Raw genomic sequence first — 16,821 nt, forward strand, 5'->3', positions numbered from 1 at the left:
TCCGGTGCGCTGAAAGCCTAGGGGCGAGCGCCGACACCCGAACGGGAACGGGTCGGCCCCGTCAGGGTCCGACCCGTTCCTCTGCGAACTCGGATTACCAGCAGATGAAGAGGCTGATGGAGGAGAGCAGGATGTGACCGCCTTCCTCGGGCGCGTCGGCCTCGATTGCCTGGAGATCATGAGCGTTCATCGTCGTCGTCCTTTCGTCGGTGAGTTGACGATCGTGAACGTACACACGTTGCGTTTGACATGTCAAACACTCCGCTGCCACCATCTCGGCATGGGTATCGGGTGGGCGCGCTTGAGCGGCGACTGGGCGGACTGGCGGATCACGAGCGACCTCGATTGGACGCGCTTCGGTCAGCCGGTCGGGGCACCGCCCGACCAGGGCTGGAAGATCCACTTGTCGGCTCGCCTGCAGGATGCCGAGCGGGTTCGATCGCTGGCTGCCGAGTTCTGCAGGACCGCAGGATGGTCATTCAAGTACCTGACGGACCGGACGGTCCTCGAACGTGCCAACGCCAAGGATGCGCCTCGCACGAGCAGTGGGAAGTTCGTGACGATCTACCCTCCTGCGTCCGCGGTCGACGAAGCGCTGCTCGACCATCTGGCTGCGGTCCTCCACGACTGCTGCGGGCCGCGGATCCTCGGCGACCTCCAGTGGCGGAACTCCGTGGTGCACGTGCGCTACGGAGCGTTCCGTTCGCTCTCCGACTGGGACGGCATGCCTGCCATCCGAGATCCGAGCGGCGCCCTCGTGCCGGACCGACGAGGGGTCGTGTTCGACCCGCCCGACTGGGTCGAGCTGCCGAACTGGGTCGTGGCCGAACGGCTTCGATCAGCTGGAGCCGACGAGCCGCTCTCACGGATGCGCGTCTCCGGCGCGTACTCGTTCTCCAACGCTGGCGGTGTGTACCGAGCGTTGCACGACGCGCACGGCGAAGTGGTCCTCAAGGAAGGACGCGAGCACGTCGGAGAACACGCCGGGCGCGACGCTGCTGGTCGCGTCGAAGACGAGTTCGAGGCCCTTCGCCACTTGGAACGTTCAGGGGTGGCACCGCGCGTCTACGGTACGTTCCGCTCCGGAGGTTCGGCGTTCATGATGAGCGAACGGCTGCCGGGCACACCGTTCAACCGCGCAGTCATGTCGCAGAACCCGCTCACCGCCGCCGAGGCCGACCGCACGGCGCTCGACGAACACGCAGCGAGCGTCCACCACGTCGTGCGGGCGATCGAGCGCGAAGCCGAGAGGCTGCACACGCTCGGAGCCGTCCACGGTGACATCTCGCCACGGAACGTGCTCGTGGAATCTCCGTCGGCCGCGCGGCTGATCGACTTCGAGTCGTGCACGGTCGGCGACCCACCCGGGACCATCGTGCCAGCGACGCCGGGTTTCAGCGCGCCGAACGCGGTCCGTGGGCCAGACCGAGATCTGTTCTCGATCGCATGCCTGCACCTCGCCGCACTCGTTCCCCTCACGTCGCTCTTCCCACTGGACCCCGGGAAGATCGATGAAGTCCTCGCCGCAGCCCGGGTCTGGTTCCCGACCGCGCCAGTGGACGCACTGCGTGTCGTCTTCGGTCGATGCGTTGCCCTGCCGGACGGGAACACTGCGCGAACGACGCCACCCGGTGTTGCCGAGCTCCGGGACGCGATCAGATCGCGGAGGGAAGCGCCCGGGTCGGCGCACCGGCCCGGCCTCGAGCGCGGAGCGGACGGCCTCGCACTTGCGCTGCGACGGTCTGAGCCCGACACGAGGACTCCCCCGGGTCCTCTCTCGAGCCAGGCGTCCTCAGGCGCGGGCCTGTTCTCCGGCCGGGCTTCCGAGGTGCTCCTGGGCAGGACAACGCCGGCGTTCCTCGCCCGACTGCGGGACGAGGTCCTCGGCATGCTGCGCGTCGATCTCGAGGACGGGCTCGCGGGGATCGGCCTCGCGCTCCTCAGCGCGCCGACACCGGGCGTCCACCGGGACACCGTGGACGTGATCGCGGGACGTCTCACGGAGTTCAGCCGCGACGACAACCGCTCCCGGCACCTGCCGGCCGGACTCCGCAACGGACCGTCCGGCATCGCGTTGTTCCTGGCGCTGTACGGACGCTTGCACGGAGACGACGCGGCCGTCGAGGCCTCCCGACGCATGCTGGAGATCGACGCGCAGCGCCTGGAGCATCGACAAGGGTGGGGCCGGCAGCTCCGTCACAGCGGCCGACTCGTGCCCTTCCTCGGGTCCGGCTCCGCCGGCGTCGGGGTCGCGCTCGTACAGGTGTTCCGCGCGACGACCGACCAGGACCTCCTGCCGGTGCTCCACGGCGTAGCCGAAGCAGCGTCGCCGGAGTTCACCGCGCATCCGGGTCTGCTCGACGGACGTGCAGGACTGGTCCACTTCCTCGTCGACGTCGGCGAGCTCGGGATCGCACCGTTCGATGCCGAGTCCGTCGGCGAGCGCTTGAACGAACACCGTCGGCGTTTCGCGCTGCACCGCCTCCAGACTCCCGACGGGGTCGCCTACCCAGACCAGCATCTCCGAGCAGTCGACGACGGTTGGGGGCATGGCGGAGCAGGCGTCCTCACCGCCTTGGCCGCGATCGAGGACTTCGAACGTGGTCGCGACGTGCAGCAGGATGTTCCGTCGTTCCTCCGCGGCGGACACCGATGATCGCGCTCTCCGTCCTCGGGATCTCGGCACGCTCGATCCGTCCGGACGGCCGCAGGATCATCAGCGACGTGAGCTTCCGCGCCGAGCCCGGCAGCCTGACCGCCATCGTCGGACCGTCCGGAGCCGGCAAGTCGACTCTGCTCGACCTGACGACGGGAATCGAAGTGCCAGCCACCGGCTCGGTCCTGCTCGGCGGCACGCGCATGCACCCTGCCACGGACTCTGCCAGAGCACGGTTGCGAGCGCGGGTGTTCGCCGCAGCACGACAAGGTGACGACCTCATCGATGCGCTGTCGGTCGACGACAACGTCCTGCTCGGTCAACGACTCGCTCGCAGGATCGACCGATCGTTCGCGGAACGGGTGTGCGCGGCGCTCAACCTCGACCGTGACGTTCGGCGAACGCCGGTACAGCACCTGTCGGGCGGGCAGCGGAGGCGAGTCGCCCTCGCGCGAGCGTGCGCAGCCGGTACGGCGATGCTTGCCTGCGACGAACCGACCACGGCGCTGGACGACTCGAATGCCGGGCTCGTCCGTGGAGTCCTCCGGAGCGCGGCGACCTCGGGCAGGACAGTGGTCGCCGTCACCCACGACTTCCAGCTGGCAGCGGACGCCGACCGGATCGTTCAGCTGGTCGACGGCCGGACGACAGCGCTGCTCGATCGTCCGACCGAGCAGCAGGTCCGCCGCCTCATGACGGTGCCCTCGTGATCGCGCTCCTCGCTCTGGCTCGCACCGTTCGCGCTGATCCCCGTCCGGCGCTCGGGTTCGTGATCACGGTGGTCGCCGCCGTGCTCGGGCTCGGGGTGGTGGTCGGCGGCGGGCTCGATCTCGCGGGCGCCCACCCGGACACCGCACGAGCACTCGAAGCGGTCATGCAACTCACGGCGCTCAGCTCGACTGTCGCTTCGTTCGTGTCGGCCCGGGGACTCGCGGTCTCGCTGCTGCCGGAAACGCGCTGCCTTCGAGCACTGGGCACGAGCTGGACGACGTTCTGGACGTTCGGAGCCGTGGTCGTCTCCTCCGCAGCGGTCGTCGCCGTGCTGTTCGCGGTCGTGGTCGCACAACGGCTTCGGACGAGCTGGGTCGTCGGCCTGGCGGACGTCCTCGGCGTGACGGCTCCTCCATCAGGCGGCGTCCCGAGCGGTGTGATCACGTGTCTGCTCGCGGTCGTCTGTGCAGCAGGTTGGTGGAGTAGGGTCCGAGCTGGCCGGTTCGCCGTCGTCCGGTCCGGTCGTGCCTGGAGGGCGGCGAGCGCGTTCGCTGTGGCGGCGTTGTTCCTGGTGCCCACGGTACTCGCAGTTGCATTCGCGCCGCACCTGCTGAGCATGGTCAGCGGCGCCGGGGACGAGACAGCTGCCAGCCGCCTGACCGTGCTCGACTCGTCCGACGGTCCGCTCATCGTGATGTCCGCCGCTGGCTTCGGGCTCGTCGGCGCGGCAGCCATCGTCGCCTCGGACGCATCCCAGTCCATGGTCGGGAGCGCCGCTCGCCTCCTGCGTTCCGGTCCACTCTCGCCGTTCATCGGACTCTGCCTGGCCCGAGCCCGAATCGGGTTGTTCGGCGCGCTCACGACGCTGGTCGCAGCCGGGGTCGGGTTGACGGTCACGAGGACCATGACAGCAACCGTTGCGGACAGCCTGGCGAGCGAGCGAGCCGGAGCCGGCCTGGTCGAACTCGGGCTCACACTCGGTCCGGCGCTCTGCATCGCTGCCGCAGCATCGGTGGGTTCGGCGCTCGCACAGAGCCGCGGGACCGGCACCGACCTCGCCGCGCTCAGGCGCATCGGTTGCACCCGGGCCGGCACCACCACCACACTCTCCGTGGCAGCCGTCGCGATCGGCGCAAGCGGTTCCCTGATCGGGCTCGGTGCGGCCCTCGGCGTGGCACTGGTCGCGATCGCGACCGGCGTGGATGCCTCGTGGCTCTCGGCCATCGACCCGACCGTGCCACTCGTCTCCGCTCTCACGGCGACGCTCGGCACTGCGGCGGTGTTCGTGAGTAGCGAGCTCGTCGGCGTCGTGCTCCACAGCCGTCGGGGCCGCCGTCGCGGGGGCGCCTAGCGCAGCTGACCGTTGGAGACCGGCACGAACCGCGGCCCGTCGTACCCGTCGCGCGTCACGTGCGCCGTGAAGTCAGCCAGCGTGCGGACCCAGTGCCCCCGCTCGCCGTACAGCGCCTGGTAGACGACCACCGGTTCCTCGGTCTCGACGTCACGGGCGACGAGCAGCACCTCGTAGTCGTTGCCCTTGAAGTGTCGGTACCGGCCAGGAGTCACGTCGTCGCTCACACCCGCGATGCTAGGGCCGGGCGGCAGAGCGCTCCTACACTCGGGCCATGAACGAGCACGCTCGAACGGACCGCGGCCTCGACCGACTCGTCAACTTCTCGGACGCCACCGTCGCCATCGCGATCACGCTCCTGATCCTGCCGCTGGTCGACATCGCCAGCGACCTGCGCGACGGCGAGGGCGCGGGCGACCTGCTCAGAGCGCACTGGCCCGCCCTGCTCGAGTTCCTCATCACGTTCTGGTTGATCTCGCGGTTCTGGATCCTCCACCACCAGGTGTTCGAGCACGTCCGCTCCTACAACGCCCGGGTCATGCAGTTGAACTTCGTGTGGCTCATCAGCATCGTGTTCCTGCCCTTCGCCGCGAACCTGCTCAACAGCGGCGAGAACGACGACCGGGTGGCGCACGCGCTGTACCTCGGCAGCATGGTCGTGACGAGCCTGGCGCTCACCGGCATCGAACTCGTGCTGCGCCGGAATCCGGAGTTGCTCGCCACACCGCTGGGCGACTCGGCGCGGGGACTCATCGCCGCCGGCCTGCTGTCGCTCGCCCTGATCCTCTCGGTGGTGTTCCCGAACATCGGCCTGCTCTGGGCGCTGCTCCTCGTGCTGCAGGGCACCGTCGCCCGACTGCTACGCCGTGTCTGAGCACGGTACGGTCAGCGCATGGGCCTGGGGGACGCGGAGACCGTGCTGGCACGCAAGAACGCGAACTTCGTCATCGACGACGCGGCAGCGGAGGCCGGCCTCGTCCGTTCGATCGCAGCACCCGGCCGGTTCGGGATGCGCCGCCACGAAGCCGCTGGAGGCCGCCTCACCCTGACCCCCGCGGTCCTCTGGTTCCGCGCGCACCCGTTCAACGTCGTCCGGCCGACGTTCGGCATCCCGCTCGACTCGATCGCCGAGCTCCACGACACCTCGCGCAACGTCTCGCGGCAGGTGCAGGTCGTCCTGCAGGACGGGCAGCGGCTGACGTTCGTCATCTGGGGCGTCCGGGCGTTCATCGAGCGGATCGACCAGGCGCGCACCGCGCTCTGACGACGACGCCGACGGCGACGCTGCGACAGCGAACGAGCCAACGGCCTCGTGCCCCGAGACCGTCACGTTCGGTCACGTTCGCCCCCGACGCACCAGAACGACGTACCGTCACGGCATGACCGTCATCGTGGCCGTCGCCATCCTGGTGGGAGTCCTCGCACTCGCCACCGTGATCGGCCTGCTCCTGCGCACAAGCACCGGCCGCGCGCGGAACACGGAAGCCAGTACCGACAGCACCGTCGCCGACATCGCTCCCCCGACCGCCTTCGGCACCCGCGCCACCCTCGTCCAGTTCTCGACGCCGACCTGCGCCCGCTGCCCCGCGACGGCCCGCCAGCTCGACAGCCTCGCAGCGCAGTACGCCGGCGTGACCCGGCTCGAGATCGACCTGACCGAGCACCCGCACCTCGCCACTCGCTTCAACGTCCTGCAGACCCCCACGGTCCTGCTCGTCGACGGTTCCCACGCCGTCCGCACCCGCTTCGGAGGGCCACCCCGCCCACCGGAGCTCGCCGCAGCCCTCGACACCGTCCTCACCGGCCCACAGGAGTCCCGATGACCACCGCCCCCGACAAAGCAGGCATCGACCCGCGCTCCCCGCGCTTCGGCGCCGCGATCACGACGGTCCTGCTCGCGCTGACGATCGTCCTCACGCTGATCCCCGCGACGTGGGTCGTCGGCATCGTCCTGCTCGCCGTCATCGTGGCGCTCTTCGCCATCGGCGGCATCGCCGGCATCCGCCGCCACCCCTACGGCGCGCTCTTCCGACGGGTCGTCCGGCCGCGGCTCGCCCCGCCCGCCGAACTCGAGGCTCCGGAACCTCCGACCTTCGCCCAGCAGGTCGGCCTGTTCGTGACCGCGGTCGCCCTGCTCCTCGCCCTGCTCGGCGTGCCGTACGCGGCCCCGATCGGCGCGGCCGTCGCCCTGGTCGCAGCCTTCCTCAACGCCGTGTTCGACGTCTGCATCGGCTGCTTGCTCTACGTGTGGCTGGTCCGCGCAGGCGTCTTCCGTCCGCGACGCGGCATCGCCTGACGGCGGTCGACCGGGAGGCCCAGCCCGCTTCCGCCCCGCCGCCCGCGCCGTCGGTCTGGTCCCGTCCACCGCCCGGCGAACAATCGGAATCACCTCGCGCCGCGCGATTCCGCGGTTCGAGGTGACTTTGGTTGTGCGGCGGCGGAGGCTCCCCCACAACAAGTCGTTCACGATCGCCCTGCCGTCTGGGCCGGCATCATCACGACGAACACCGAGCTGACCTACTGGCTGTTCGTCGCACCGATCGCCATCATCGCGACCGTCGTCACCGTCGGGCGATCCGCTCGTAGGGTGGGGGCATGGGGGAACTCGAACTGACAGCACGGCGCGCCTGGCGACGGACGGCCCTGCTCGCACTGATCGGAGCCGTCGTCGGCGCCGTCATCGGCGGGCTGCTGGCCACGACCGAGTCGGGCGCCGTCGCAGTCCTCACCGTTGTCGGCTTCGGCGCGTCCGTCGGTGGCCTGACCGGTACCTTCTCGATCCTCGCCACGACGATCGGGATGTCGACCGCGATGCAGGCCACAACGGCGGGGCTCTCCCCTGCCGGTAAGCGCATGGTGACGCAAGCGATCAAGACCGGCAGCCCGATCCAGCCACCCGAGTCCGACCTCGCCCTCCGGGCACGCGAGCATGCACGACTGCTCTCCACCTACCAGCCGCTCGCCCTCGCCCAGTTCCTCCTGCTCTACCTCGGCATCGCTGGCGCCCAGTTCCCGATGTTCGCTGACGAGGACGTCTCCGGCTCGGCGTTCCCCCGGTTCCTCTGCACAGCACTGCTCATCACCGCACTGATCGTGACGCCGATCCTGCTGCGCGCAGTACGTCGATCGCGGCGGTACCTGCGGGCGGCAACTGTCGCCGCCTCCCCGACACCGTAGGCCTGACGAGCACGACCGTCCGCACAACCAAAGTGCGTCCGAGCCGCGCGATTCTGCGGCGCGAGCTGACTCCGGTTGCGCGAACCGGAAGCGCGCCGCACCTCGCCGCCAGGCCCGGCACGCCCACCACCTGTAACACGCAATTTACTTTCACCCCTGGCGCTCGCGCACGAAAGCCGCTTTCATAGCGGGATGACGATCACCGACCGGGTCGAGCGCGCCGACGCCTTCGCTCTCGTCCGCACCCAGTCGGCCACGATGCCGTCGAGCATGCGCGCCATCGCCGACGCCGTCCTCGAGGACCCGGCAGCCGCAGCCACCACGAACGCCGCCGAACTCGCCGGCCGCGCGGGCGTCTCCCCCGCCACCGTCTCTCGCTTCGCCCAGCACCTCGGCTTCGCGAACTTCGCGGGTCTGCAGCGCAGCATGACCCGGGCCGTCGAGCGCGGCATCCACGAGCGGGAGCACACCGAGATCCACGCGGGGGTCGCCGTCGACGACGACGTCGCCACCGTCATCGCGAAGGTCACCGAGGATGTCCGCGCCGTGATGGCCGATACCCGCGCCGCACTCGACCCGCACGCCCTCGAAGCAGCGGCTGCAGCCGTGAGCGGTGCCCGCCGGGTCGTCCTGTACGGCGTCGGCGCGAGCGGCATCGTCGCGCGGGACCTGCACCTCAAGCTCGAGCGCATCGGCATCGTGAGCTCGATCGCCGACGACCCGCACAACGCCCTGACCCTCGCGAGCGTCATCGGTGAGCACGACGTCCTGGTGCTCGTCAGCCACTCGGGCTCCACCACCGAGACCCTCGAGGTCGCCCACGCCGCCGCGGCCCAGTGCTCGACGATCGTCGCCATCACCGGCCACGCCAACGCCCCGCTCGCCACCGCGGCCCACCACGTCCTGCTCGGCGTCGCCGGTGCCGAGAGTGCCCTCCGCCCCGCAGCCATGGGCAGCCGCATGAGCCAACTCGCCATCGTCGACGCCCTGTTCATCGTCGTCGCGCAGCGCACCGACGAGCGGTCCCAGCCGCTCCTCGCCCGCAGCCGCGACGCCGTCCGCACCCACCACCGGAACTGAGCACCACCATGACCGACACCCACGACGCCCTCCGCGACGAACTCGCCGCCCTCACCACCGAGGCGACCGACCACTCGCTGGACGACATCGACACGATCTCCACACTGGAAGCCGCCCAGCGCATGAACGCCGGCGACCGCAGCGTGCCTGCGGCACTGGAGCCGTGCCTCCCGGCCATCGCCCTGGCGGCAGACTCGATCGCTCTTGCGTTCAGTCGAGGCGGCCGACTCATCTACGTCGGCGCCGGCACGCCGGGCCGGCTCGGCGTCCTCGACGCCAGCGAGTGCCCGCCCACCTTCGGCACCGACCCGTCGCAGGTCGTCGGCCTGATCGCCGGCGGCGACGTCGCCCTGACCACCGCCGTCGAGGGCGCCGAGGACGACGAAGCAGCGGCCGTCCGCGACCTCGACGCGCTCAGCCTGACGGCCGACGACGTGGTCGTCGGGATCAGCGCGTCCGGCAGGACGCCCTACGTGATCGCAGCCATCCTGGAGGCCCGGCGCCGGTCCGCCCTGTCGGTCTCCGTCGCGTGCAACCCCGACTCGGCCGCGGGGCGGGAGGCGGACATCGCCGTCGACGTCGTCGTCGGCCCCGAGTTCATCGCCGGGTCGACCCGCCTGAAGGCGGGCACCGCGCAGAAGCTCGTGCTCAACATGCTCACCACGCTCGCGATGGTGCGCAGCCACAAGACGTACGGCAACCGCATGGTCGACGTGCGGGCGACGAACGCGAAGCTCGTCGCGCGGGCGTTCTCGCTCGTGCAGGACGTCACCGGCGCTCCCCCCGCTGACGTCCAGGCTGCGCTCGATGCCTCGGACGGCGAGGTGAAGACCGCCATCGCCGTGATCCTGACTGGTGCCTCGGCTGCTTCGGCCCGTGAGCGCCTCGTCGCCGCTTCCGGTTCCTTGCGCGCCGTGCTGTAGATCCCGTTCCCCTTTCTCCGCTTTCCTTCCGCTCGATTCCTTCCCCCGAGGAGCACAGCAATGCCCGATGCACAGCAACTCGCCCAGCAGATCCTCGACTCCGTTGGCGGTTCCGCGAACATCGCCGACGTCGAGAACTGCATGACCCGCCTGCGGGTGGAGGTCGTGTCCGACTCCTCCGTCGCGCTCGAGGACCTCAAGGCCACCGAAGGCGTCATGGCCGCCATCGCGGCCGGCTCGAACCTGCAGATCGTGCTCGGCCCGGGTCTCGTCGACCGCGTGGCCGTCGACCTGGAGGCCCTGCGCGCGGCCGCCCCGTCGGCTGCGGCTGGTAGTGCTGGTTCGTCCAGTGCCGCTGCCGCGTCGGGTGCATCCGGTGCGTCGGGTGCGTCGCCCGAGGAGCTCGCCGCTCGCGGCGCATCCATCAAGGCGTCCGCACGGTCTCGCTCCGACGGCCGCACGATGCGTGCGATCCGGAAGATCTCCGCGATCTTCATCCCGCTCATCCCGGCGCTGATCGCCTGCGGGCTGATCGCCGGGATCAACGGCATCCTGACGAACCTCGGGTGGCTGCCCGGGGTGACGCCGTTCCTCGGCGTGCTCTCGTCCGGGTTCCTCTCGCTGCTCGCCGTGTTCGTGGGGATGAACGCCGCGAAGGAGTTCGGCGGCACGCCCATCCTCGGCGGCGCGGTCGGCGGCATCATCGTCGCGGCCGGCGTCGCGAACGTCACCGTGTTCGGCGAGACCCTGGCTCCCGGGCAGGGCGGCGTGCTCGGCGCCATGGCTGGCGGCATCCTCGCCGCGTACGTCGAGCGCTTCATGCGGCGCGTGACTCCCGATGTCATCGCGCTCATCGTCGTCCCGACCGTGACCGTTCTGGTCGCCGGGTCGATCACGCTCGGGATCCTGATGTCCGTCGCCGGAGTCGTCTCCGTCGCGATCGGGACCGCTGCCACGTGGCTCCTCGCCAACGGCGGGGCGTTCGCCGGCTTCGTCCTCGGAGGACTCTTTCTGCCGCTCGTCATGACCGGTATGCACCAGGCCCTGACTCCGATCCACACCACCCTGATCGACCAGACCGGGTGGACCGTGTTGCTGCCCGTCCTGGCGATGGGTGGTGCCGGGCAGATCGGTGCCGCGCTCGCGCTCTGGATGCGCTTCCGTCGCAACGAGGCTCTCTCCCGCACCATCCGTGGTGCACTTCCGGCTGGGCTCCTCGGTGTCGGTGAGCCCCTCATCTACGGCGTGACGCTGCCCCTCGGTCGTCCGTTCGTCACCGCGTGCATCGGTGGGGCCTTCGGCGGCGGTGTCGTCGGGCTGTTCGACCAGCTCGGGCACTCCGTCGGGGCGATCGCAATCGGTGCCTCAGACCTGTCCCTGCTCCCGCTGCTCAACGGCTCGTCCGGCTACGGCTGGGCGCTGCTCGGGTACGGGTCGGGGCTCATCGTGGCGTACGTCGTCGGGTTCGTGGCGACGTTGTTGTTCGGGGTGTCCGACTCGGTGCGAGCCGACCTCGAGGCGCAGTCGTCTGCACCGTCCGGCGACCCCGTCGCTCCGGACGCCCCGCTCGACGTGCAGGTCACGCCGGCTGACTCTGTGGGAACTGCGCGCTGATGCGGTTGGGCGCGAGCGCGTACCTGGCGCATGGTCAGCTGGCTGGTCCGACCTTCGAGTCCGCCGCGGCCGCCGGTGCGACGCTCGCGTTCACCTCGCTGCACATCCCGGAGGACTCGCCTTCGGGCGCCCGAGCCGCTGCGACCGCGATCGTGTCGGCTGCTGCGTCCTCGGGGTTGTCCGTCGTCGCCGATGTCTCCCCCAACACTGCGCGGTTGCTCGGTGATTCGCCGTGGGACTTCCTGCTGTCGATCGGAGTGGCTCGGGCGCGGATCGACTTCGGGTTCTCGGTCCCTGAGATCCTCTCGATCGCTGCCGTCCTGCCGATCGCGCTCAACGCGAGCACGCTGCGGGCCGCCGACCTGGCTCCGTTCGCTGACCTGGACGTCGAACTGATCCACAACTTCTACCCGCGGGAGTGGACCGGGCTGGCGCTTTCGTCAGTGGCGTCGTCGGTCGCTGTCGCCCGGTCCTTTGGCTGGCGCGTCGGGGCGTTCATCGCCGGCGACTCCGTGCGGCGTGGGCCGCTCGGCGAGGGGCTGCCGACCGTCGAGGGGCACCGGACCGTGCCGCCGTTGTTCCAGGCGCTCGAACTCGTCGATGTAGGCGTGGACGATGTGTACGTCGGTGATCCGGCGCTCACCGATCACACGTGGTCGCGGCTCGGGTCGTTCGTCCGGGATGACCTCGTCGTGCTCGACGGCATTGCTGCCCCGGGTGTTCATCCGGCGGTCATCGAGGCGCTGGCGGTCCCCGATCGGAACCGCCCTGATGCGGCTGAGGCCATGATCCGGCTGGAGCACTCGCGAGAGCGGTTCGCCGGGTTGCCGCTGCCCGAAGTCGGTGGTCAGCCGAGGCCTGCGGGGTCCGTCACCGTCCAGTTGGCGTCGGCGGGGAGGTACTGCGGGGAGATCGGGATCACGCTGCGCGACCTACCAGCCGACGGCCGCGTCGCCGTCCTCGGGACACTTGCCGGCGCCGTTCCTCCGATGGCTGTTCGCTTCCCCGCAACCGTGCTCCGCTGATTTTCATGCACTGATGGGTGTCCGCCCGCGCGGGGTCGAGACCACTCGACGACGATCCTCGAGATGGAGCACTGGAAAGCGGACGACGCGCGCCGACGGCACATGGTGCGGTTCGGCCGCCGGGACACTGCACTCGAGCTCGCCGTCCGACGCGAGCACCACAGCCAGGGACGACGCGAGTCAGTCGGCTGCCGAGTACGTCAGGATCTGGCCGCTCCAATCGCACCAATCCCACCATCGCAAGTAACGCGACCAAGCGCGGGTCCTCTGAAGAACTCTTGAAGATCCGCGAGCAGCCAACGCGAACCGCCACGAAGTCTCCTGTCACGGTCGCGTCACCCCGGCCGTCCGCGACGGGAACTGACGCCGCCCCCACACATAGGAGAGCCGGCAACTCTGAGCGTGGCCAGCTGCTCTCGTACATGCCGATACGGCGGCACAATATATCTTTGAATACGTGCCGTCGCGATGGCCGCAACTTCAGACCCACGGGATCGCTTACCGCGTGTGTTCCTCACCCCCGCCGTCTGCCGTGTAAGTGTCGTCTTCGTTGGCGCTCGCCGTCAGGAAGCCCGTGCCATCGCCACTCTCTTGGACGAACCCAATGAGTCCGGCGTCGGATTCGTCGTCGCCACTACCGCCTGGTGCATTTTCGTCGAAGCCCGGTCGTCCCATCGTCACCCTCCCAGGGTCTGAGTTGCGAATACGATCGTAAGCGCAGCAACCGACACCAGCAGCGCAGTGGACCCGGCTGCCACCCATCGCGCCCGCTTGATTAGGTCAGATTCACGCGCGCTGATGACGTCGGCCTTTTGTCGAACCAACTGCGTCTCGATCGCGGCTGCGTACAACTCCGAGTCCAGGTAGAGGTCGGCAAGTCGCTGCGCAACGAGCCCGATTCGGCGTCCTGGTCGAAGCGCCACTGTGGCGCACAACAGCCCGACACACGCGAAGCCCAACGCGAGGACGCCGATCCAGGGAAGCACGGTCCACAGCTGCGCAACGGATGCTCCGATGATGACACCGGCAGCAACGGCCAAGAATGAGGCCTTGCTCGAGACGCTCGCGGCTCGTTGGTCGACATCGATCGTCAACCGGTCCATCTCCTCATTCAGCAGGCGGACCCGGTCGAACTGCCGACGACGGGCGGCCACGATTTCGTGCTCAGGTTTCGCATCCACGCGAGGTTCCCCTTTCCAACCCTCATCATGACAGGTACTCACGACACCACTCCGGTCGGCACGAGGCGACGACGTCCATGACTGGAACATGTACCGAGCACGTCGGGACCATGTCGACCCCATCGGATATGCACGGGTGCATCTTCGGACACGGGCGGGCACGCCGCTGCGATGCGCTCCTTTCACCCATATCGTTGTCACATGGCACGTACGGGAACGAAGGCTGCGGCCGCATCAACAGCTGCGTACCGACCGGATGCCACCACAGAGATGCTCGCCTCACTGCGCTCATGGTGGGCGCATCGGGCGGCACATGTCGGCCTCTCCGGTCGGTGGCTCGATCCGGAGCACGCCGTTGGAGCAGTCGCGCCGTCGTTCAATGACTCGCCGGATGCCCCAGACCTGCGCGACCGGTCCGGACATGAGCTCGGACAGGCATACGTGCAGACCCTGTCCCCTTCGAGCCGCGCGCGGCATGGCCAGCACTACACCCCTGCCGATCTAGCGGACCACCTGTGGGCGCAGACCCGAGCAGCGTTGAGCTGGACCAGCGAAGATCACCGGTTACCCGGACTGCTGCGGGATCCCGCGGCTGGATCCGGGGCGCTGCTCCTACCACCGCTTCGCGAGCACCTGCGCGCCACAGCTGCCGATGATGCGGCACTGACAATCGCTGCACTGCCGCAACTGATCGAAGGTATCGATCAGGACGGGCTCGCCGCGTGGGTAGGGAGTGTGATTCTCGCAGCCGAGATGCTGCCGACGCTCGTCCGGGTACCTGAGAAGAATCGGCGTCCGCTGCCCCCTCTCATTCGACGGGGGGACGGATTGGACTCCGCTCTCCCGCCAGCGGTGATCGCGATCATGAACCCGCCCTACGGCCGGGTGCCGTTGGACGCCGCAACCCGTGAGCAGTACGCGCACGTGCTCTACGGACACGCCAACATCTATGGCCTCTTCATGGCCGAAGGGGCTCGCAACCTCACCATCAATGGTCTGCTCAGCGCACTCGTCCCGACAAGCTTCGCCGCGGGGCTTTACCAGCATCGACTCCGGCGCTACCTCTCGGAGCAGGCACCGTTAAGAAGCGTGGCGTTTGTCCTCGATCGCAGCGGCTCCTTCACCGGCGTGCTCCAGGAAACCTGCTTGGCCGTATTCCAACGCAAACGCCACCCTCAGACCACGGTGGCACGGGTCAATGGAAACATAGAGCCCGTCGCATCCATCACACCGCCAAAGGGTGAAGGCCCTTGGCTCATTCCGCGGGATCCAATTGATGCAGTGACCGCGGCAGCCGCAGCACAGCTTCCGCTCACACTAACAACCGTCGGCTATCGCGCTTCGACCGGGCCGCTTGTGTGGAACCGGCGACGCGAACACATTTTCGCTCGCCCGGGCAAAGCAAGACGGGTGATCTTGTGGGGCGCAGACATCGACGGCGGCGAAGTGCGCTGCGCTCCCGCGCGGAACGCGCAGCGCTACCTAGCTCTCAGGGACGACCACGATGCCAAGGTGATGACACTCAACGAGCCGGCCGTGTTGGTGCAACGCACGACAGCGCCGGAGCAGACGAGGCGCCTCGTCCCGGCCGAGCTCACATCCGGAAGGCTGGAGGAGTTCGGCGGAAGCGTTGTCATCGAAAACCACGTCAATGTGCTCTTGCCGACGACGCCACTTCCGCTACTATCGCGGGGCGCTGTCGCACGTATCCTCGCCACGCGGACCCTAGATCGTGTCATGCGCTGCCTCAGTGGCACGGTCGCCGTGTCGAGCTACGAGCTTGCCGCACTGCCTCTCCCTGACGCTGAAGTACTCGCCTCCTGGGAGGACCTCCGCGGCGAGGAGCTTGAGTCGGCCGTGGCGAAGGCGTACAGGCTCAGCTGATGCCATCGCTCCGCCCTATCATCAGCCGGGAGCTGGCCGCCGAACGGCTTCTGAAGATCTTCCCTCGGGAGGCGTTCGACACAAACCTTTCCAGCCCAATCTCGGCCGCAGGCGTAGCCGCGCTCATTTACGTGGGAGCCGTCGGCCCGGGACCAGACACCGTCTGGGCACGACCTTCCACGGCCCTGTGGATGCAAGAAAATATTCTCTATAGCGCGACCACAGAAGAGCACCGGATCTCGTGGGGTAAAGCCGCAATGCGCGGACGCGAGAAGGTCGCCGCGCTTCTCAGCTCGTGGGACATCGCTTTCGAGCAGTGGTACGCGCAAGACTCGCGCGAGTCGCTCCGCGACGACTCATGGAACCTCCTCCGCGCCAACAACGCAATGGTGACGCGACCGGGCGTGAAAACCACCTCATCAGCAGCCCGATGGGCTCTCGCTGACCACTTCGCGGATCTCTTCGACCCCACGCTTGAAGCTGATGACCTTGACGCTGCAATCACGACGTGGATCGAAACTCACATGACCACCAGCGCTCGCGCGAAGGCCATGGCCGTCCGCGACCATGCACGCGCGACCGATGCCGTCAAAGTCACGTTCCCTGATGGCTCTGTCCGGCTCCTCGAACGTGGTCACGCTTCGCTGATCCTTAAAGGCGTTATCGAGGAGTGGGCACCTCGCAAGCTGCACACCCCTCTAGTCCTTGCGATCTCGGAACCTGGAGAAAAGCAAGCCTACGTTGACGAGCAGCGGCTACAGACGCTTGGGGTTATCATCGCGGTCAGCCAGCTACTTCCCGATGCACTGCTCTTCGATGCCGGAGGAAACGGAACGTTCTGGGTCATCGAGGCCGTTCATACGGACGGCCCCATTGACGTTGAGCGAAAGGCGCAACTCCTCGAATGGGCTGCGGCGCAACACATTCCGGCTTACCAGGTCGCGTTCCTGACCGCATTCGAAAGCAGAAATGCCGGCCCCGCTAAGCGGCGGTTGAAAGACCTAGCTCCGGACACGTTCGCATGGTTCCGCGACGAACCGGCTTTCGAACTCCTGTGGACTGAGATCAGCGACGCCGCGAGGTAGCTCACCCCTTTACTCTCCTGAAACCCATACTCAGTTGACCCCTTTGGTCGCGGATAGATGTGTGCCACGCCACGGCTGGCAGGCACGACGCTCACCCCGAGTACCGTCTGCGTTTCGGACGATCACGGCGCTGC

General features: G+C 68.5%; 16 protein-coding genes. 14 read left to right on the forward strand and 2 right to left on the reverse strand.

All coding sequences use genetic code 11. The features are described from left to right. Positions 1-280 precede the first annotated feature (280 nt). Genes ABH929_RS10105 through ABH929_RS10115 form a run of 3 tightly spaced genes read left to right on the forward strand, consistent with a single transcriptional unit; the run spans position 281 to position 4,718 of the window. On the forward strand, positions 281-2,656 hold the full coding sequence (locus tag ABH929_RS10105; RefSeq protein ID WP_404561087.1) for a phosphotransferase: 2,376 nt from the start codon (positions 281-283) through the stop codon (positions 2,654-2,656). Further along, positions 2,653-3,366 carry an ABC transporter ATP-binding protein gene (locus ABH929_RS10110; RefSeq protein ID WP_263091826.1) on the forward strand — a complete coding sequence of 238 codons (714 nt, stop codon included), beginning with the start codon at positions 2,653-2,655 and terminating at the stop codon, positions 3,364-3,366. Before ABH929_RS10105 ends, ABH929_RS10110 begins: the two co-directional genes overlap by 4 nt. Next, positions 3,363-4,718 carry a hypothetical protein gene (locus ABH929_RS10115; RefSeq protein WP_263091827.1) on the forward strand — a complete coding sequence of 452 codons (1,356 nt, stop codon included), beginning with the start codon at positions 3,363-3,365 and terminating at the stop codon, positions 4,716-4,718. Before ABH929_RS10110 ends, ABH929_RS10115 begins: the two co-directional genes overlap by 4 nt. On the opposite strand, the gene ABH929_RS10120 is transcribed toward ABH929_RS10115, so the two are convergent. Then, on the reverse strand, positions 4,715-4,945 hold the full coding sequence (locus ABH929_RS10120) for a DUF1653 domain-containing protein (protein ID WP_263091828.1): 231 nt from the start codon (positions 4,943-4,945) through the stop codon (positions 4,715-4,717). The two genes, ABH929_RS10115 and ABH929_RS10120, sit on opposite strands and share 4 nt — an antisense overlap. Positions 4,946-4,992: 47 nt before the next feature. Here ABH929_RS10120 and ABH929_RS10125 point away from each other — a divergent pair, with 47 nt between their 5' ends. From ABH929_RS10125 to ABH929_RS10165, 9 genes are all read left to right on the forward strand, one after another. Further along, on the forward strand, positions 4,993-5,592 hold the full coding sequence (locus ABH929_RS10125) for a TMEM175 family protein (RefSeq protein ID WP_263091830.1): 600 nt from the start codon (positions 4,993-4,995) through the stop codon (positions 5,590-5,592). Positions 5,593-5,610: 18 nt separating this feature from the next. Further along, positions 5,611-5,982: a hypothetical protein gene (locus tag ABH929_RS10130; RefSeq protein WP_404561089.1), complete on the forward strand. Its 372-nt coding sequence runs from the start codon at positions 5,611-5,613 to the stop codon at positions 5,980-5,982. 115 nt (positions 5,983-6,097) lie between these two features. Further along, positions 6,098-6,541, forward strand: coding sequence for a co-chaperone YbbN (locus tag ABH929_RS10135; protein ID WP_263091832.1), 444 nt, complete (start codon positions 6,098-6,100; stop codon positions 6,539-6,541). Beyond that, on the forward strand, positions 6,538-7,014 hold the full coding sequence (locus tag ABH929_RS10140) for a DUF4395 domain-containing protein (RefSeq protein WP_263091833.1): 477 nt from the start codon (positions 6,538-6,540) through the stop codon (positions 7,012-7,014). Before ABH929_RS10135 ends, ABH929_RS10140 begins: the two co-directional genes overlap by 4 nt. Positions 7,015-7,313: 299 nt before the next feature. Beyond that, entirely contained in the window at positions 7,314-7,895 is a 582-nt protein-coding gene (locus ABH929_RS10145) for a hypothetical protein (protein WP_263091834.1), read from the forward strand. 192 nt (positions 7,896-8,087) lie between these two features. Then, positions 8,088-8,975 (forward strand): MurR/RpiR family transcriptional regulator, encoded by an 888-nt coding sequence (locus ABH929_RS10150; RefSeq protein WP_263091835.1) that lies wholly within the window; start codon positions 8,088-8,090, stop codon positions 8,973-8,975. An 8-nt stretch (positions 8,976-8,983) separates the two neighbouring features. Next, positions 8,984-9,898: an N-acetylmuramic acid 6-phosphate etherase gene (gene murQ, locus ABH929_RS10155; RefSeq protein ID WP_404561090.1), complete on the forward strand. Its 915-nt coding sequence runs from the start codon at positions 8,984-8,986 to the stop codon at positions 9,896-9,898. Between the two features lie 60 nt (positions 9,899-9,958). Further along, a complete protein-coding gene (locus tag ABH929_RS10160; protein ID WP_404561091.1) occupies positions 9,959-11,512 on the forward strand; it encodes a PTS transporter subunit EIIC in 1,554 nt (517 codons plus the stop codon). Further along, on the forward strand, positions 11,512-12,537 hold the full coding sequence (locus ABH929_RS10165; protein WP_404561092.1) for a MupG family TIM beta-alpha barrel fold protein: 1,026 nt from the start codon (positions 11,512-11,514) through the stop codon (positions 12,535-12,537). The genes ABH929_RS10160 and ABH929_RS10165 overlap by 1 nt, the downstream gene beginning before the upstream one ends. A 677-nt stretch (positions 12,538-13,214) precedes the next feature. Here the strand turns inward: ABH929_RS10165 and ABH929_RS10170 are convergent. Beyond that, complete coding sequence (locus ABH929_RS10170; protein WP_404561095.1) at positions 13,215-13,718, reverse strand: hypothetical protein; 504 nt, start codon at positions 13,716-13,718, stop codon at positions 13,215-13,217. 201 nt (positions 13,719-13,919) lie between these two features. Here ABH929_RS10170 and ABH929_RS10175 point away from each other — a divergent pair, with 201 nt between their 5' ends. Beyond that, positions 13,920-15,602 carry an Eco57I restriction-modification methylase domain-containing protein gene (locus ABH929_RS10175; RefSeq protein ID WP_404561097.1) on the forward strand — a complete coding sequence of 561 codons (1,683 nt, stop codon included), beginning with the start codon at positions 13,920-13,922 and terminating at the stop codon, positions 15,600-15,602. Beyond that, complete coding sequence (locus ABH929_RS10180) at positions 15,602-16,687, forward strand: BsuBI/PstI family type II restriction endonuclease (RefSeq protein ID WP_404561098.1); 1,086 nt, start codon at positions 15,602-15,604, stop codon at positions 16,685-16,687. Before ABH929_RS10175 ends, ABH929_RS10180 begins: the two co-directional genes overlap by 1 nt. The last annotated feature ends 134 nt before the right edge of the window (positions 16,688-16,821 follow it).

The sequence above is a fragment of the Curtobacterium sp. AB7 genome (genome assembly GCF_044909335.1).
Classification (GTDB): domain Bacteria; phylum Actinomycetota; class Actinomycetes; order Actinomycetales; family Microbacteriaceae; genus Curtobacterium.